This is a genomic window from Mycetocola sp. Y719 (genome assembly GCF_056713205.1).
This window is the reverse complement of record NZ_JBWYGY010000002.1, coordinates 1-17,191: the sequence shown is the minus strand read 5'-3', so window position 1 is coordinate 17,191 and position 17,191 is coordinate 1. Positions and strand designations below refer to the sequence as shown.

The 17,191-nt window shown below is 66.7% G+C and carries 15 protein-coding genes; 12 read left to right on the top strand and 3 right to left on the bottom strand.

Annotated elements, in window-relative coordinates; all coding sequences use genetic code 11:
* Positions 1 to 146: 146 nt before the first annotated feature.
* Complete coding sequence (locus tag AC1M0F_RS06390) at positions 147 to 1,661, bottom strand: SDR family NAD(P)-dependent oxidoreductase (protein WP_480237388.1); 1,515 nt, start codon at positions 1,659 to 1,661, stop codon at positions 147 to 149.
* 73 nt (positions 1,662 to 1,734) lie between these two features.
* Here AC1M0F_RS06390 and pnuC point away from each other — a divergent pair, with 73 nt between their 5' ends.
* From pnuC to AC1M0F_RS06335, 11 genes are all read left to right on the top strand, one after another.
* Positions 1,735 to 2,400, top strand: coding sequence for a nicotinamide riboside transporter PnuC (pnuC, locus tag AC1M0F_RS06385; protein ID WP_480237387.1), 666 nt, complete (start codon positions 1,735 to 1,737; stop codon positions 2,398 to 2,400).
* A gap of 17 nt (positions 2,401 to 2,417) precedes the next feature.
* Complete coding sequence (locus tag AC1M0F_RS06380; RefSeq protein WP_480237386.1) at positions 2,418 to 4,943, top strand: DEAD/DEAH box helicase; 2,526 nt, start codon at positions 2,418 to 2,420, stop codon at positions 4,941 to 4,943.
* 213 nt (positions 4,944 to 5,156) lie between these two features.
* Positions 5,157 to 6,206, top strand: a complete 1,050-nt coding sequence (argC, locus tag AC1M0F_RS06375) for an N-acetyl-gamma-glutamyl-phosphate reductase (RefSeq protein ID WP_480237385.1) — start codon at positions 5,157 to 5,159, stop codon at positions 6,204 to 6,206.
* Positions 6,203 to 7,354: a bifunctional glutamate N-acetyltransferase/amino-acid acetyltransferase ArgJ gene (gene argJ / locus AC1M0F_RS06370; RefSeq protein ID WP_480237384.1), complete on the top strand. Its 1,152-nt coding sequence runs from the start codon at positions 6,203 to 6,205 to the stop codon at positions 7,352 to 7,354. Before argC ends, argJ begins: the two co-directional genes overlap by 4 nt.
* 3 nt (positions 7,355 to 7,357) lie before the next feature.
* Positions 7,358 to 8,263 carry an acetylglutamate kinase gene (gene argB, locus AC1M0F_RS06365; RefSeq protein ID WP_480237383.1) on the top strand — a complete coding sequence of 302 codons (906 nt, stop codon included), beginning with the start codon at positions 7,358 to 7,360 and terminating at the stop codon, positions 8,261 to 8,263.
* Positions 8,260 to 9,474, top strand: coding sequence for an acetylornithine transaminase (locus AC1M0F_RS06360; protein WP_480237382.1), 1,215 nt, complete (start codon positions 8,260 to 8,262; stop codon positions 9,472 to 9,474). Before argB ends, AC1M0F_RS06360 begins: the two co-directional genes overlap by 4 nt.
* Positions 9,471 to 10,394 (top strand): ornithine carbamoyltransferase, encoded by a 924-nt coding sequence (gene argF, locus AC1M0F_RS06355; RefSeq protein ID WP_480237381.1) that lies wholly within the window; start codon positions 9,471 to 9,473, stop codon positions 10,392 to 10,394. Before AC1M0F_RS06360 ends, argF begins: the two co-directional genes overlap by 4 nt.
* 62 nt (positions 10,395 to 10,456) lie before the next feature.
* A complete protein-coding gene (locus AC1M0F_RS06350; protein WP_480237380.1) occupies positions 10,457 to 11,656 on the top strand; it encodes an argininosuccinate synthase in 1,200 nt (399 codons plus the stop codon).
* A gap of 4 nt (positions 11,657 to 11,660) precedes the next feature.
* The gene (gene argH / locus AC1M0F_RS06345) at positions 11,661 to 13,097 is read left to right on the top strand and encodes an argininosuccinate lyase (RefSeq protein WP_480237379.1); all 1,437 of its coding nucleotides are present in this window, start codon (positions 11,661 to 11,663) and stop codon (positions 13,095 to 13,097) included.
* A 5-nt stretch (positions 13,098 to 13,102) separates the two neighbouring features.
* Positions 13,103 to 13,702: a DNA-3-methyladenine glycosylase gene (locus AC1M0F_RS06340; RefSeq protein ID WP_480237378.1), complete on the top strand. Its 600-nt coding sequence runs from the start codon at positions 13,103 to 13,105 to the stop codon at positions 13,700 to 13,702.
* Between the two features lie 31 nt (positions 13,703 to 13,733).
* Positions 13,734 to 14,078, top strand: a complete 345-nt coding sequence (locus tag AC1M0F_RS06335; RefSeq protein WP_480237377.1) for a VOC family protein — start codon at positions 13,734 to 13,736, stop codon at positions 14,076 to 14,078.
* A 21-nt stretch (positions 14,079 to 14,099) separates the two neighbouring features.
* On the opposite strand, the gene AC1M0F_RS06330 is transcribed toward AC1M0F_RS06335, so the two are convergent.
* Together AC1M0F_RS06330 and AC1M0F_RS06325 are read right to left on the bottom strand one after the other, a co-directional pair.
* Positions 14,100 to 14,708, bottom strand: coding sequence for a hypothetical protein (locus AC1M0F_RS06330; protein WP_480237376.1), 609 nt, complete (start codon positions 14,706 to 14,708; stop codon positions 14,100 to 14,102).
* A 23-nt stretch (positions 14,709 to 14,731) separates the two neighbouring features.
* Positions 14,732 to 15,382 (bottom strand): DNA-binding protein, encoded by a 651-nt coding sequence (locus tag AC1M0F_RS06325; protein ID WP_480237375.1) that lies wholly within the window; start codon positions 15,380 to 15,382, stop codon positions 14,732 to 14,734.
* Between the two features lie 123 nt (positions 15,383 to 15,505).
* On the opposite strand from AC1M0F_RS06325, the gene tyrS reads away from it, so the two are divergent.
* Positions 15,506 to 16,801 (top strand): tyrosine--tRNA ligase, encoded by a 1,296-nt coding sequence (tyrS, locus tag AC1M0F_RS06320; RefSeq protein WP_480237374.1) that lies wholly within the window; start codon positions 15,506 to 15,508, stop codon positions 16,799 to 16,801.
* Positions 16,802 to 17,191: the final 390 nt, after the last annotated feature.

Below are 17,191 nucleotides of genomic sequence, written 5' to 3'. Positions count from 1 at the left end.
GCGCTCTCGACGGCGGCGGCATTCGCCGATCCTGAGTGCACGGTTCGCAACTTCGGAGAATCGGCTCCCGCCGGCTCCGTGGCGGCACAAGGTGCGCTCGAGCGGCCTTTTCTCCGAAGTTGGAAACGACTCCTGTGAGCCGAGGGCTACCAGGCGCCCGGCTTGTAGTCCTTGAGGAAGCAGCCGTACAGGTCCTCGCCCGCCTCACCGCGCACGATCGGGTCGTAGACCCTGGCGGCGCCGTCGACCAGGTCGAGCGGAGCGTGGAAACCCTCTTCGGCGAGCCGCACCTTGGTCGGATGCGGTCGCTCGTCGGTGATCCAGCCGGTGTCGACGGCGGTCATCAGGATGCCGTCCTTCTCGAGCATCTCGCCCGCGCTCGTCCTGGTCAGCATGTTGAGGGCCGCCTTGGCCATGTTCGTGTGCGGATGCCCCGGTCCCTTGTACCGGCGGGAGAACTGCCCCTCCATGGCCGAGACATTCACCACGTAGGTGCGCCGAGCCGGGGAAGCGGCCATCGACGGGCGCAGCCTGCTGATCAGCAGGAACGGCGCTGTCGTGTTGCAGAGCTGTACTTCGAGCATCTCGAGCGGGTCGACGTCCTCGATGTTCTGCACCCAGCTGTTCGACGTCTGCAGGTCGGGCACAAGCCCGCCGGCATCGATCGCTGAACCGTCCGCGTGTTTGGCGAGCGACGACGAGCCGGGAGCCATCGCCAGGTTCGCGAGGTCGGCGGCGGTCAGCACGGGGGAGCCCGCCTCTGCCACCGTCCCGGCGAGCGACGCGACGGAGAGCAGCGGGTGCGCGGCCACGGAAGCGACGAGTGCCTCGGGGTGCTGGTCGTTGGTGTGGCCGAAGGTCTCCATCTCGGGAAGGGGGCCGTCCGGCAGCGGCTGCAGTTCGGCATCCGCCAGAAGGGAGTACGACCCCGCCGAGCGGCGAACCGTCTGCGCGGCGTTGTTGATGAGGATGTCGAGCGGGCCCTGGGCAGCGACCGAGTCGGCCAGCCCGATCACCTGGGCAGGGTCACGCAGGTCGATGCCGACGACACGGAGCCGGTGCAGCCAGTCGCCCGAGTCGGGAAGCGACGCGAACCGGCGGACGGCATCCCGCGGGAACCGCGTGGTGATCGTCGTGTGCGCCCCGTCGCGCAGCAGCCGGAGGGCGATGTACATGCCGATCTTGGCGCGGCCACCGGTGAGCAGGGCACGCTTGCCGGTGAGGTCCGTGCGGGCGTCGCGCTTGCCGTGGCTGAAGCGGGCGCAGTCGGGGCAGAGCTGGTGGTAGAACGCGTCGACGAGTGTGTACGGCTGCTTGCAGATGTAGCAGTTGCGCGGCTTCAGCAGTTCGCCGGCGGTGGGGGCCTCGAGTGTCGTCGCCAGGGGAATGCCACGGGTCTCGTCGTCGATGCGATCGGATGCCCCTGTGGCCGTCGCGGCGATGACCGCCTTGTCGGCGTTGGCGATGGTGTCACGGAGCTCACGCCTGCGTGTTCGCTTCACGGCCTTGAACATGGCGGCAGTGGCACGCCTGACCGTGACGTAGTCCGGGTGTTCCTCGTCGAGGGTGTTCATCGAGGCGAGGACCCGGAGGGTGGTCTCGAGGTCTGAAGGGTCGATCCCGTCGCCGAGGGAAGCGGGGTCGGTCGTGGCGGCGGTCATTCGGGCGATTCTACCGGAGCGGATATGCGAGAATCCTGCGCGACGGTGGGGACACCGGTGGAAGGATGACAGCATGAACCCGATCGAGTGGCTCTTCGACGCGCAACTGGTGATCGGCGACCAGGTGATCCTCTGGCGCGAGGTGATCGGCAACGGCTTCGGCATGGCCAGTGCCGTCGGCGGCATGCGTCGCAAGGTCTGGGCCTGGCCGGTGGGAATCGTGGGCAACGTGCTCCTGTTCACCGTGTTCCTCGGTGCGGTCTTCGGAACCCCGAACCCGGTGAACCTCCTCGGGCAGGCGAGCCGCCAGGTGATGTTCATCATCGTGTCGATCTACGGCTGGGTGCAGTGGTCGAGAAGCCGCAACTCCACCACCCACACGGCCGTCACCCCGCACTGGGCGTCGAACAAGGTGAGAGTGCTGATCGGGCTCGTCCTGGTCGGGGGGACACTCGCGCTCACGCCGCTGTTCCGCGCGCTCGGGTCGTTCGAACCGGTGTGGGCGGATGCCTGGATCTTCATGGGCTCGCTCCTCGCCACCTACGGCATGGCGAAGGGCTGGGTCGAGTTCTGGCTGATCTGGATCGCGGTCGACATCGTCGGGGTCCCGTTGCTGATCAGCGCGGGGTACTACGCGTCAGCGGTGCTGTACGCGTTCTACGGCGGTTTCACCCTCGTCGGGTTTCTCATCTGGATGAGGGTGCAGCGGAGAAGCGCGCTGGCGATCGACACCGCGTAAGGCATGATCGAAGGACCATGACACTCTCCCCGACGCTGGACCCGCACGCCCTTCGCGCCACCCTCGGTGAGGACATCGAAGCGGATGCCGTCTACGACGCGTTCTCCGAGTGGGTCACGGCGACAGGCATCCGTCTCTATCCTGCCCAGGACGAAGCGCTCATCGAGATCGTCTCCGGCCAGAACCTCATCCTCAGCACCCCGACAGGCACAGGCAAGTCACTCGTCGCGGTCGGCGCGCACTTCGCGGCGCTCGTCGCCGGCAAGCGGAGCTTCTACACGGCACCGATCAAGGCCCTCGTGAGTGAGAAGTTCTTCGCCCTCGTCGATGTGTTCGGCGCCGAGAACGTCGGCATGATGACGGGGGACTCCTCGGTGAACGCGGATGCGCCGATCATCTGCTGTACCGCGGAGATCCTCGCCAATCTCGCCCTGCGCAACGGTGAGGACACCGAGGTCGATCAGGTGGTGATGGACGAGTTCCACTTCTACGCGGACCCCGAACGCGGCTGGGCCTGGCAGGTCCCGCTGCTCAGCCTGCCGCGGGTGCAATTCATCCTGCTGTCGGCGACTCTCGGTGACGTGACGGCGCTCGCCGAAGATCTGTCGAAGCGCACGGGCCGCGAGACCGCGCTCGTCACCGGTGTCGAACGTCCGGTGCCTCTGCACTTCTACTACGAGACCACGCCGATCCACGAGACCGTCGACGAACTCCTGACCACTGGCCAGGCGCCCGTCTACGTCGTGCACTTCTCGCAGGCCGCAGCCATGGAACGTGCCCAGTCGATGTCGAGCATTAAAGTGGCGACACGTGAACAGCGGGATGCCATCGCGGAGCTGATCGGCGAATTCCGGTTCACGACCAGCTTCGGCAAGACCCTGTCGCGGCTCATCCGTGCGGGGATCGGCGTGCACCACGCCGGAATGCTGCCGAAATACCGCCGGCTCGTCGAACAGCTCGCCCAGCGCGGGTACCTGCGCGTCATCTGCGGCACAGACACCCTCGGCGTCGGCATCAACGTGCCCATCCGCACCGTGCTGTTCACCGCGCTCACCAAGTACGACGGCACCAGGATGCGCCAGCTCAAGGCGCGCGAATTCCACCAGATCGCCGGCCGCGCCGGACGCGCGGGTTTCGACACCGCTGGGACCGTCGTCGTGCAGGCACCGGAGCACGAGACCGAGAACCTCAGTGCGATCAAGAAGGCCGGGGACGACCCGAAGAAGAAGCGCAAGATCATCCGCAAAAAGGCGCCAGACGGGTTCGTCTCGTGGGGCGAGCCGTCGTTCCAGCGCATCGTCGCCGCTGAACCGGAGACGCTCACGTCGAGCATGCAGATCACGTCTGCGATGCTCATCAATGTCATCGGGCGTGGGGGAGACGTGTACCGGCACGTGCACGACCTCGTGTTCGACAACCACGAACCATGGAAGCGGCAGCTGGAACTGGCGCGGCGTGCCCTCGGCATCTACCGCACACTCCGCGAGTCCGGCATCGTCGAGCAGTCCGCGGACGGCACGATCAGGCTCACCGTCGACCTGCAGCCGAACTTCGCGCTCAACCAGCCACTGTCGCCGTTCGCGCTCGCCGCGTTCGACCTGCTCGACCCGGAAGACCCGGGTTACGCCCTCGACATGATCTCGATCGTCGAGGCCACCCTCGACGACCCGCGAGCCGTTCTCAGCCAGCAGCAGTTCCTCGCCAGGGGCGAAGCCGTCGCCGCCATGAAGTCCGAAGGGATCGAATACGACGAGCGGATGGAGTTGCTCGAGCAGGTCACCCACCCGAAGCCGCTCGAGGAACTGCTCACTGTCACCTTCGAGACGTACAGCGCCGCGCAGCCGTGGATCCGCGACTTCGAGCTCAACCCGAAGTCCGTCGTTCGCGACATGTACGAGCGGGCCATGTCGTTCGGTGAGTTCATCGCCTTCTACAAGCTCGCCCGCTCGGAGGGCGTGGTCCTGCGGTACCTCTCCGACGCGTACCGCGCAGCACGGCAGACCATCCCGGACGACGTCAAGACCGAGGACCTGCTCGACCTCATCGAGTGGCTCGGCGAGCTCGTACGCCAGGTCGACTCGAGCCTGCTCGACGAGTGGGAGGAACTCAGCCACCCAGACGCGAAGAAGCACGCCGAACACGCCAACGACATCGTCCCTCCTGCACCCAAGCGGCTGACCGGAAACGTCCGGGCGTTCCGCATCCTCGTTCGCAACGAGCTGTTCCGCCGGGTCCAGCTCGCGGCACTCGAGGATTACGACGCCCTCGGTGACCTCGATGCGGCATCCGGATTCGATGCAGACCGCTGGGCAGACCAGCTCGACGGCTACTTCGGCGAGTACGACCAGATCCTCACCGGCCCTGACGCCAGGAGTTCCGCGCTGCTGATCCTCGATGAGAGCGGACCGGTGTGGACGGCGCGGCAGATCTTCGACGACCCGGCCGGTGACCACGACTGGGGCATCAGTGCCGAGATCGACCTGGCCGAGTCCGACGAGCAGGGGTTCGCCGTGATCAGCGTCACCGGAGTGGACCGGCTCTGACACCCGATTGGCGGATGCCGCACCGCACCCGCTACAGTCGATGCATGGCCATCTCCGACAGCAGTGTTCTCGCACAGGGCTCAGCCCCCTGCGCACTGCGTCGACGCCGTAACACCTCAGAGCGACGATAGGCGACGCTGGGCGAACGGTGCAGGGCACGGTTCCGACGGACGTCGCCGACCTGACCATCGTTTTCCTCATTAAGGTAGAGCCATGTCCTTCTCTGTAGCCGTAGCCGGTGCATCCGGCTACGCGGGGGGCGAGTTGCTGCGATTGCTCGCGGCCCACCCCGACTTCGACATCCGCACAGTCACCGCGCACTCCAATGCCGGCCAGAGGCTGGCATCCGTCCAGCCGCACCTGCGGTCCCTCGCGCATCTCACCCTGTCCGAGACGACACCGGAGAACCTCTCCGGACACGACGTCGTCTTCCTCGCACTGCCGCACGGCAAATCCGGTGAGGTCACCGAGGCGCTCGACCCCGGCACACTCGTCGTCGACTGCGGGGCCGACCACCGGCTCACGAGTGAGAGCGACTGGGCGTCGTTCTACGGTGGCGACTACTTCGGCGCCTGGCCGTACGGTGTGCCCGAACTGATCGTGGCAGCGGACGGCACCAAACAGCGCGATCGCCTGGCCGGAGTCCGCCGGATAGCGGCACCGGGCTGCAACGCCAGCACCGTGGCCCTGTCGCTCGCGCCTGGCATCCATGCCGGAGTGATCGAGCCGCTCGACATCGTCACCGTCCTCGCGGTCGGTCCGTCCGGCGCCGGCAAGGCGCTGAAGACCAACCTGCTCGCCGCCGAGATCCTCGGTTCGGCGAACCCATACGCCGTCGGTGGCAGTCACAGGCACGTGCCGGAGATCGCCCAAAGCCTTCGCGGCGCAGGAGCTTCCGAGGTCAGTGTGTCGTTCACCCCCGTGCTCGTGCCGATGTCGCGGGGCATCCTCGCAACCTCGACGGCCCGTATCGTGCCCGGGACGACTGCGGATGCGGTCCGTGCGGCGTGGCAGGACGCATACGGCGACGAGACGTTCGTCCAGCTGCTCCCCGCCGGCCAGTTCCCGCGCACAGCGGACGTACTCGGCGCGAACACCATGCTGATGGGACTCGCCGTCGACGAGGCCGCCGGTCGCGTCGTCGTCGTGACCGCCGTCGACAACCTCGCCAAGGGCACTGCTGGTGCCGCCATCCAGTCAGCCAACATCGCCATCGGCCTCGAGGAATCGACCGGCCTTCCGGTGAACGGAGTCGCACCATGACCGTCACGACAGCACAGGGATTCGAAGCCGCCGGTATCGCCGTCGGTCTGAAGGCCTCCGGGGGCAAGGACCTCGCCCTCATCGTCAACCGTGGTCCGCGTCACTCCTCGGCCGCGGTCTTCACGAGCAACCGAGCCAAAGCGAACCCGATCCTCTGGTCTCAGCAGGTGATCGCGGACGGGACGGTGTCAGCCATCGTCCTCAACTCGGGTGGAGCCAACTGTTTCACCGGCCCTGAAGGCTTCCAGACCACGCACGCGACAGCAGAGGCCGTCGCTGCCGCACTCGGGACATCTGCCGGCGATGTGCTCGTCTGCTCGACCGGCCTGATCGGCGACCAGCTCGACCGCGACAAACTCCTCCCCGGTGTCGCCACAGCAGCGGAGGCACTCAGCACCGAAGGTGGTGCGGATGCCGCCGAAGCGATCCTGACGACGGACAGCCACGCCAAGACTGCTGTGTTCGAAGGCGACGGCTGGGTGATCGGCGGAATGGCCAAGGGCGCAGGCATGCTCGCGCCGGGCCTCGCCACGATGCTCGTCGTGATCACGACGGACGCAAGCCTCGCCTCCGACCAGCTCGATCGCGCCCTCCGCGCGGCAACGCGGGTGAGTTTCGACCGGCTCGATTCGGACGGCTGCATGTCGACGAACGACCAGGTCACGGTGCTGGCGTCCGGAGCCTCAGGCGTCGAACCCGACGCCGAGGAGTTCGCACACGGACTGCGTGAGATCTGCCTCGACCTGGCTCGACAGCTGCAGTCGGACGCCGAAGGTGCCGCACACGACATCACGATCGAGGTCGTCGGCGCGGTGACCGAGGACGACGCGGTCGAAGTCGGCCGCTCAGTGGCCAGGAACAACCTGTTCAAGGCGGCTGTGTTCGGCAACGATCCCAACTGGGGCCGTGTGCTTGCAGCCATCGGAACAACGCGCGCGCCATTCGACCCGTACGCCGTCGATGTCAGCATGAACGGCGTCCGGGTCTGCCACGCAGGTGCGCCTGACCAGTCACGCGACCTCGTCGACCTCACGGAACGCGCCGTGCACGTCCTCATCGACCTCAAGGAGGGTGTCCAGTCTGCGACCATCCTCACCAACGACCTCACGCACGACTACGTGCATGAGAACAGCGCGTACTCGAGCTAGACGATGCCGACAGTCATCCCAGCATCCACAGCCGAGGCCATCGCCAAGGCATCCGTCCTCATCGAGGCGCTGCCGTGGCTCAAGCGCTACCACGGTGCGATCGCCGTCGTGAAGTTCGGCGGAAACGCCATGGTCAGTCCCGAACTCACCCGCGCGTTCGCCGAGGACATGGTGTTCCTCCGCCACGCCGGCCTGAAGCCCGTCGTCGTCCACGGCGGCGGCCCGCAGATCTCCGCGCGACTCACCGAACTCGGCATCGCGAGCGAGTTCCGTGGCGGCTACCGGGTCACCACGCCGGAGGCCATGACCGTCGTCCGCGACGTTCTCCGCGGCGAGGTGAACAAACACCTCGTCGACCTCATCAACGAGCACGGCGATTTCGCCGTCGGGCTGAGCGGCGAGGATTCGTCCCTCTTCACCGGGCGCAGGCGCGGCGTCGAAATCGACGGGGAAACGGTCGACCTCGGACTCGTCGGCGACGTCGTCGCCGTCGACCCGCACGCGGTCCTCTCATCGATCGAGGCCGGGCTCATCCCCGTGATCTCCTCGATCGCTCCTGACGGCGACGCGCCGGGCCAGGTGCTCAACGTGAACGCGGATGCCGCTGCATCCGCCCTCGCCGTGGCGCTGAAAGCCGACAAGTTCCTCATCCTCACCGACGTAGCCGGCCTGTACAGCGACTGGCCCAACAGGGAATCCCTCGTCTCCGTCATCACGACGGGGGAATTGCGTGACCTGTTGCCGTCACTGGAATCGGGCATGATCCCGAAGATGGCCGCGTGCCTCGAAGCGGTCGTCGGTGGGGTCGTCAACGCCGCCATCATCGACGGTCGGCTTGAACACTCCATCCTGCTCGAGGTATTCACCCAGCAGGGCATCGGCACCCAGGTAGTGGAGGACGAATCATGACCGACTGGCACGACGCGGCTACGGCCGACATGATGCGGGTGTTCGGCGAACCGCAGGCGCTCCTCGTCCGCGGCTCCGGCTGCCGGGTCTGGGGTGCAGACGGCACCGAGTACCTCGACTTCCTCGGTGGCATCGCTGTGAACGTTCTCGGCCACGCCCACCCGGCGATGGTTGCAGCGATCAGCGCCCAGGCCGCTGAGCTGATCCACATCTCCAACTACTTCGTCAGTCCACCGCAGCTGGAGCTGGCGGCCAGGCTCAAGAGGCTCACCGGTGCCGGCCCGGCCGGCCGGGTGTTCTTCACGAACTCGGGGACGGAAGCCAACGAGGCCGCGTTCAAACTGGCGAGGCTCAACAGCGGTGGAGGCGGTCGCACGCGCATCCTCGCGCTGAACAACTCGTTCCACGGCCGCACCATGGGTGCGCTCGCGCTCACCGGGAAGCCAGCGATCCAGACTCCGTTTGCCCCGCTTCCCGGGGGAGTCGAACATCTGGACAGCACGATCGAAGCGCTCGAAGCCGCGATCGACGACACCGTCGCGGCCCTCGTCGTCGAACCGATCAAGGGCGAAGCAGGCGTGGTCGAATTGCCGCAGGGCTACCTCGCCCGCGCCCGCGAGCTGACCGAACGGCACGGCGTCCTCCTCATTCTCGACGAGGTCCAGACCGGGGCAGGGCGCACCGGGGAGTGGTTCGCGTTCCAGCGTGAGGGAATCGTCCCGGATGCCGTCACCCTCGCCAAGGGTCTCGGCGGCGGTTTCCCGATCGGCGCCCTCGTCACCTTCGGCGAAGCATCCGACCTGTTCACCCCCGGCACACACGGGAGCACGTTCAGCGGCAACCCGCTGGCGACCGCGACGGCGAACGCGGTGCTCGGCGAGATCGAGGACGCGGGACTGGTCGACAACGCCCGTGTGCGGGGAGCCGAACTGCGCGAACTCGTCCTGGGGATCGGTTCACCGCTCATCACAGAGGTGCGCGGTGCCGGCCTGTTGATCGGTATCGGTCTGTCCGAACCGGTCGCGGCAGATCTCGTGCGTGAGGCCCTGGCCGCCGGGCTCATCATCAACGCCCCGAACCCCACCACCATCCGCCTCGCCCCGCCGCTCATCGTCGGCGACGACGACGTACGCGTCTTCGGCGAACGCTTCCGCGCCGCGCTCGATGCACTCGACGTGCCGGCCGACTCCCGAACGAAGGAATCCCAGTGACCAGACACTTCCTGCGCGACGACGACCTCAGCCCCGCCGAGCAGTCGGAGATCCTCGACCTCGCGATCGAACTGAAGAAGGACCGGTACTCGCGCCGTCCCCTCGAAGGGCCGCAGACCGTCGCCGTCATCTTCGACAAGTCGTCGACGAGGACCAGGGTGTCCTTCGCCGTGGGGATCGCCGATCTCGGCGGAGTCCCGCTGATCATCTCCACCGCGTCGAGCCAGCTCGGTGGCAAGGAGACCGCGGCAGACACTGCCCGTGTCCTCGAACGCCAGGTCGCCGCCATCGTCTGGCGAACATACGGCCAGGCGGGACTCGAGGAGATGGCCCAGGGCACGACGATCCCGGTCGTCAACGCCCTGTCGGATGACTTCCACCCGTGCCAGCTGCTCGCCGACCTGCTCACGATCCGTGAGCACAAGGGCGAACTGGCCGGTCTCACCCTCACCTTCGTCGGCGACGGTGCGTGCAACATGGCCCAGTCGTATCTGCTCGCCGGGACGACGGCCGGAATGCACGTGCGCATCGCGTCGCCGGAGGGCTTCACCCCGAACCAGCAGGTCGTCGCGGATGCCACCGCGATCGCCGAGACGACAGGCGGTTCGGTCGAACTGTTCACCGACGCCCGCGAGGCAGCGGCGGGCAGCGACATCCTCGTCACAGACACCTGGGTGTCGATGGGCAAGGAAGAGGAGAAAGCTGCGCGCGTCGCCGTGCTCGGCCCGTACCGGGTCGACGCCGACATGATGGCGCTGGCTCACGCCGACGCCGTCTTCATGCACTGCCTCCCGGCAGACCGCGGCTTCGAAGTGACGGCCGACGTCATCGATGGCCCGCAGTCGATCGTCTGGGACGAGGCGGAGAACCGCCTGCACGCCCAGAAGGCGCTGCTCGTCTGGCTGCTCGAACGGGCCTGAACCCGCCCATCCGTGCAGATCACTACACTTAAAAACCACTGCAAATCAAGGAGAAGAACTTCATGGCGGAACGCGTCGTACTCGCATACTCTGGCGGCCTCGACACCTCGGTGGGAATCGGCTGGTTGAAGGATGCCACAGGCAAAGAGGTCGTCGCCCTCGCGATCGACGTCGGCCAGGAGGGCGAGGACATGGAGGTCATCCGCCAGCGTGCGCTGGATTGCGGTGCCGTCGAATCCGTCGTCGTCGACGCTCGTGACGAGTTCGCGAACGACTACCTCATGCCTGCGCTCAAGGCCAACGCGCTGTACCAGAAGCGCTACCCGCTCGTCTCGGCGCTGAGCCGCCCGCTGATCGCGAAGTACCTCGCGTCGACCGCCAAGGAGCTCGGCGCGAACAGCGTCGCCCACGGCTGCACCGGCAAGGGTAACGACCAGGTCCGCTTCGAAGCGGCCGTCGCCGCCCTCGCCCCCGACCTCACCAGCATCGCGCCGGTCCGCGACCTCGCGCTGACCCGCGACAAGGCGATCGTCTACGCCGAGCAGCACAACCTGCCGATCGCGCAGTCGAAGAAGAGCCCGTACTCCATCGACCAGAACGTCTGGGGCCGCGCCGTCGAGACCGGATTCCTCGAGGACCCGTGGAACGCGCCGATCGAAGACCTCTACACATACACGAAGGACCCGGCTGAGGCCGGCGCCCCTACGGAGGTCGTCATCACGTTCGACCAGGGCGTGCCCGTCGCCTACGACGGCAAGTCCATCACGCCGCTGCAGGCGGTCGAGCTGATGAACCGGCTCGCAGGAGACCAGGGTGTCGGCCGTATCGACATCGTCGAAGACCGCCTGATCGGCATCAAGAGCCGTGAGGTCTACGAGTCGCCGGCAGGAATCGCGCTCATCACCGCGCACGAAGAACTCGAGAACATGACCGTCGAGCGCGACCTCGCACGCTACAAGCGTTCGGTCGAATCGAAGTGGGCCGAGCTGGTCTACGACGGCCTCTGGTTCTCCGGCCTGAAGAAGGCCCTCGACGTGTTCATCGACGAGACCCAGAAGCACGTCTCGGGCGACATCCGCCTCAAGCTGCACGCCGGCACCGCCGTGGTGACGGGCCGCAGGAGCGACTCGAGCCTGTACGACTTCAACCTCGCCACCTACGACACGGGCGACACGTTCGACCAGTCGCTCGCCAAGGGCTTCATCGAGCTGTGGTCGCTGCCCAGCAAGATCTCCGCCCGTCGCGACGCCGGCCAGGAGTAAGACGATGACGGGTGACGACTCGCAGAACCGCGCAGGCGAGGCGGGGGCACTCTGGGGCGGCCGCTTCGCCAGCGGTCCGTCACCCGAACTGTCCCGGCTGAGCAAGTCGACGCAGTTCGACTGGCAGCTGGCCGCGTACGACATCGCCGGTTCGCGGGCGCACGCGAAAGCGCTCGCGGCCGCCGGCTATCTGAGCGACCAGGAACTGGTCGCCATGCTCGACGCACTCGACCGGCTCGATGCCGACGTGACATCGGGGGCGTTCAGCGCCGCGGAATCCGATGAGGACGTGCACTCGGCTCTCGAACGCGGGCTGATCGAGCGCGCCGGGGTCGAACTCGGCGGCAAGCTCCGCGCCGGACGCAGCCGGAACGACCAGATCGCCACGCTCGTCCGGTTGTACCTGCTCGACCATTCCCGGCTGATCGGCCACCTTGTCGTTCAGCTCATCGATGCCATCGCCTCACAGGCCGAGGTGCACAGCGACGCGCCGATGCCCGGACGTACCCATCTCCAGCACGCCCAGCCTGTGCTGCTCGCGCACCACCTGCTCGCGCACGCCTGGCCGCTGGTCCGCGACCTGGAACGGCTCGCCGACTGGACGAAGCGGGCATCGGCGTCGCCGTACGGTGCCGGTGCACTCGCGGGCGGTTCGCTCGGGCTGGATCCGCAACTCGTGGCATCCGAGCTCGGTCTCGACCGCCCGACCGAGAACTCCATCGACGCAACCGCCAGCCGCGACGTGGTCGCGGAGTTCGCGTTCGTCACGGCGCTGATCGGGATCAATCTCTCGCGGTTCGCCGAGGAGATCATCATCTGGAACACGCGCGAGTTCGACTTCGTCACGCTCGACGACGGCTACTCGACCGGTTCGAGCATCATGCCGCAGAAGAAGAACCCCGACATCGCCGAACTGGCGCGCGGCAAGTCCGGCCGGCTGATCGGGAACCTCACCGGACTTCTGGCGACGCTCAAGGGCATCCCGCTCGCGTACAACCGTGACCTGCAGGAGGACAAGGAGCCTGTCTTCGACACCGTCGAACAGCTCGAAGTCCTGTTGCCTGCCTTCACCGGCATGGTCGCGACGCTCCGGTTCAACACCGAACGGATGGCCGAACTCGCGCCGCAGGGATTCTCGCTCGCCACCGACGTGGCGGAGTGGCTCGTCAAGCAGGGCGTGTCGTTCAGGGACGCCCACGAGATCTCCGGCGAACTCGTCCAGCACTGCGAGGAACGCGGCCTCGAGTTGCACGAACCCTCTGACGAGGATCTCGCCGCCCTGTCACCGCACCTCACCCCGGCCGTCCGCGACGTGCTCACAGTGGCCGGATCGATCGGCTCCCGCACAGGAGTTGGCGGAACGGCTCCTGAACGGGTCGCTGAACAGCGCGCGAAGCTGACGTCCCGTGTTCGCGTGCTCTCGCAAGCGCTGGTGGGCTGAGCCCGGTGGTCACCGCACTCGACCGGGCGTTCCTCGAGCGGCCGTCGCTCGAGGTCGCCCCGGCCCTGCTCGGTGCTGTGCTCCGCCACACGACGGATGCCGGAACGGTGGCGGTGCGGATCACTGAGGTCGAGGCGTACGTCGGGCAGGGCGTCGACCCCGGCTCGCACGCCTTCCGAGGCAAGACTGCGAGGAACGCCAGCATGTTCGGCGAACCCGGGCACCTCTACTGCTACTTCACCTACGGGATGCACGTCTGCGCCAACGTCGTCTGTTCCCCGGAAGGCGAGGCGTCCGGGTGCCTGCTCCGGGCAGGCGAGGTCGTCGAGGGCATCGACCTGGCGCGGTTCCGCCGCACCACGTCGAAGAACGATCGTGACCTGGCGCAAGGGCCCGCCAGACTCGTCGTCGCGCTCGGCATCAGCCTCGGCGACGACGGCAGCGACCTCTTCGCCCCGCCGTTCGAACTCGAACCGGCGACAGGTCCTGTCGAGCACTCCACAGGTCCGCGTACCGGGCTCGCCGGGGGAGCCGATCTCCCGTGGCGGTTCTGGATCCCGGGCGAGCCGAGCGTCTCACCGTACAAGAAGCATCCGAAGGCTTGACCACGCCGAGCGATGGCGCTTGGCTGACGGCATGGCAACGGTAGAGCATTTCGAGATCCCCGCAGATGACATGGCCCGCGCGAAGGCGTTCTACGGAACGATCTTCGGCTGGTCCATGACCGATTGGGACGCGGACAACACGATGATCGACAAGCCGGACGCCGGCGGGATCGGCGGTGACATCCACAAACGCAATGTGGTGCCGCATCCCACCGTGGTGATCAGCGTCGACAACATCGAGGAAACGCTGGCGTTGGTCGAAGCCAACGGAGGTAAGCGGGTGGGCGAGATCGAGGTGCTCACTGAGACCGACCGCTACGCCTACTTCACCGACAGTGAGGGCAACATCGTGGGGCTGTTCGACACGACCGAGTGAGTCGGGCTTCGTCGCGCCGGGTCAGCTCAGGGCGAAGATGAACAGTGCGGCGCTCGACGACGCCCAGATGAGGCTGGCGAACGTGCCGATGATGAAGCGTTCACGCGCTTCGGCCGCGGCAAGTTCGGTGAAGCGGCCGACACCCTTGATGGCGATGATCACGGCGATGGCTTCGGGGAACCCCGCCATGAGCGTTGCCGCGACGGCGAAGCGTTCCAGATAGCCGATGGTGCGTCCGCCGCGCAGCACCTCGTGCTGCTCACCTGCCGTGGTCCTGAGCGCGCCGCCTGCGGCACGGTCGGGCTCGGTGACGATGATGCCGCCGAACAGGCCGGGCCGGACGAGGCCTCGCGTCGCAAGTTTGAGCACGTAGCTTGTGGCGATCCCGCCCCCGAGAACCGCGATCGCGATGGCGAGGATGCCGAGAGTGACGGTGACTCCGAGCGGAGCGTCAGGCGACGGGATCGCCAGAAGCACGAGGTCGACCCCCAGTAGGGCTGCCGCGATCGAAATGATCTTGTTCTTGCGGCGCCAGTGGGCGATGCCGACCGTTGCGAGGCATCCGGCCGCAAGCACGAGCGCGAACACCCAGTAGAGGGTGGTCGGTAGGGCACCGGTGATGGGGCTCACTGTCGTTCTCCTGCCGTGTCGGCTCAGTCGGCCTGGACGTCGTCGCCGCCCGGCGCTGGAGCCGGATCTGCTGAACGGTTGACCGTGTCGAGAAGCCTAACAAGGGCCTCAGACGACGCCCTCTCGACACGGATGCCGGCAGTGCGGGCGCGCAGGCTGGCCGCTCCGGCCGTGATCCCCAGCCGTTCAGCCGATTCAGACTGGGTCAGTCCGGTGGTCAGCAGGTCGTAGAGTTCCCAGCCGGCGTCGGTCCGGCGTTCACGCAGCACGAGCAGGAGGGAGACGAGTGCTTCGACATCCGCGCCTCGGATGCCGTCCTCCGCGTCATCGGCGGCTGTGAGCGCGAACCGGATCTGTGACTTCTTGGCGCGGGTCACGGCATCCCTCGCCGCGAAGAAGGCCTCGCCTGTCGCCTCGCGGGTCGCGCGGGGGAGCGGCAGTCGCGCCGGTCCGATACCGACGCCGACGCTCCAGGCGTCTTCGCGGGTCAGCTCGAGAACGATGGCGAGCGTGTCTGCGGCTGTGGCCGGGAGGATCTGGATCTCATCACCCGCCGTGCGTTCGGCGGGCAGGAGCAGCGTCGGTCCGTCCGACGCGTTGAGCGAGTCCAGGGCGGATGCCGCTCGGTCCGGCTGGTTCCTGCTGTCCACCTGGTCTGCGGTGATGACGAACATGACTCTCCTCCTTTTTAGCCTGGAAGCATAACTAAGCTGATGTTAGCCAATACCCTAAACATCGTCAAGAGTGAGGCCACAGGCTCACATCGGACGGGAAGCGGCGCTGGTACTCTTGCTCTCGTGTCGCAGCCCCAACTCCAGCCCCAGTCCAATGACCCGTCGTTCGAGGATGTCTGGGAGGAGATCGTCTGGCGAGGACTTGTGCACGTGTCAACAGACGCCGCCGAGCTGAAGACTCTGCTGTCCGGGCCGTCGATCACCTACTACTGCGGGTTCGACCCGACCGCCCCGAGCCTCCACCTGGGAAACCTGGTGCAGCTGCTCCTGCTTCGGCGCATCCAGCTCGCCGGCCACAAGCCGCTCGGCCTCGTCGGGGGATCGACCGGCCTGATCGGTGACCCGCGCCCAACGGCGGAGCGCACGCTCAACACCCGAGACACGGTCGCCGAGTGGGTGGGGTACCTCCAGGCACAGGTCTCCCGATTCCTCAGCTTCGAGGGCGACAACGCGGCACGGCTGGTCAACAACCTCGACTGGACGGCGCCGCTCTCGGCCATCGACTTCCTGCGCGATGTCGGCAAGTACTTCCGGGTGGGCACGATGCTCAAGAAGGATGCCGTCAGCGCACGCCTCAATTCGGACGCCGGCATCAGCTACACCGAGTTCAGCTACCAGATCCTGCAGGGTATGGACTTCCTCGAGCTGTACCGCAGCTACGACTGCGTGTTGCAGACCGGCGGCAGCGACCAGTGGGGCAACCTCACGAGTGGAACCGACCTCATCCACAAGGCCGAGGGGAAGAGCGCGCACGCCATCGGCACACCGCTCATCACCAACTCGGACGGATCGAAGTTCGGCAAGAGCGAGGGAAACGCCGTCTGGCTGGACCCGGCACTGACGAGCCCGTACGCGTTCTACCAGTTCTGGCTCAACTCGGACGATGCCGACGTGATCGCACGGCTGAAGATCTTCACCTTCCTCACGCGCGACGAGATCGAGCAGCTCGAGCAGGCCGTCGCCTCCGAGCCGTTTCGCCGTGAAGCGCAGAAGCGCCTGGCCTGGGAAGTCACCGCCCTGGTCCACGGCGCGGAAGCGACGGATGCCGCGATCGCCGCGTCTGCCGCGCTGTTCGGGCAGGGCGAACTGGGAAGCCTCGACGCTGACACCCTGGCTGCCGCACTCCGCGAACTGCCGAACACGACCGCTGCGCCCGGCGCCGCGATCACCCAGCTCCTCGTCGACACCGGACTCACCTCCAGCCTGGGCGAAGCGCGCCGCGCGATCGCACAGGGTGGGGTGTACCTCAACAACGCCAAAGTCGGCGACGAGTCGGCCGTGCTCGAGAGCACTCTGGCCGGGGGAGTGGCGGTCCTCCGCCGCGGCAAGAAGACCCTCGCCGGCGTCTTCCCCGGCTGAATTCCGGGCGACACGCCCGGGCCGCAGCCGCAATTTGCGGGGCCTCCGGGATGTGCGTAAAGTAATCACTCGTCACCCCAAAGGTGCGGCGGAGCGGAACAGCTCGCCGGCCTCATGCGGGACCAAACCTCCCTTCAGAATTACCCCGATTATTCGGAGTTTCGATTCGGAAGAGAGGATGATCCTCACTCAGGATCTCCCTCGTATTCGAGACTCGGACTTCGGTCCGGAGCGCGTGCGACACCGGAGAAAATGGGTGCTAGGATAGAGAAGTTGCCCTGCGGAGCAGCCCGGAAGGGTGAAAAGTGGGAGCATCCGATCCTTGAGAACTCAACAGCGTGCACAATGTCAAATGCCAAATACCCGTCGGCTTGATCTTTTTGGTCAGGT

What these genes read in the sequence shown, in the direction of transcription:
- AC1M0F_RS06390 (WP_480237388.1), bottom strand. Translation starts at nt 1,661, where the DNA reads ATGACCGCCGCCACGACCGACCCCGCTTCCCTCGGCGACGGGATCGAC.
- pnuC (WP_480237387.1), top strand. Translation starts at nt 1,735, where the DNA reads ATGAACCCGATCGAGTGGCTCTTCGACGCGCAACTGGTGATCGGCGAC.
- AC1M0F_RS06380 (WP_480237386.1), top strand. Translation starts at nt 2,418, where the DNA reads ATGACACTCTCCCCGACGCTGGACCCGCACGCCCTTCGCGCCACCCTC.
- argC (WP_480237385.1), top strand. Translation starts at nt 5,157, where the DNA reads ATGTCCTTCTCTGTAGCCGTAGCCGGTGCATCCGGCTACGCGGGGGGC.
- argJ (WP_480237384.1), top strand. Translation starts at nt 6,203, where the DNA reads ATGACCGTCACGACAGCACAGGGATTCGAAGCCGCCGGTATCGCCGTC.
- argB (WP_480237383.1), top strand. Translation starts at nt 7,358, where the DNA reads ATGCCGACAGTCATCCCAGCATCCACAGCCGAGGCCATCGCCAAGGCA.
- AC1M0F_RS06360 (WP_480237382.1), top strand. Translation starts at nt 8,260, where the DNA reads ATGACCGACTGGCACGACGCGGCTACGGCCGACATGATGCGGGTGTTC.
- AC1M0F_RS06350 (WP_480237380.1), top strand. Translation starts at nt 10,457, where the DNA reads ATGGCGGAACGCGTCGTACTCGCATACTCTGGCGGCCTCGACACCTCG.
- argH (WP_480237379.1), top strand. Translation starts at nt 11,661, where the DNA reads ATGACGGGTGACGACTCGCAGAACCGCGCAGGCGAGGCGGGGGCACTC.
- AC1M0F_RS06335 (WP_480237377.1), top strand. Translation starts at nt 13,734, where the DNA reads ATGGCAACGGTAGAGCATTTCGAGATCCCCGCAGATGACATGGCCCGC.
- AC1M0F_RS06325 (WP_480237375.1), bottom strand. Translation starts at nt 15,382, where the DNA reads ATGTTCGTCATCACCGCAGACCAGGTGGACAGCAGGAACCAGCCGGAC.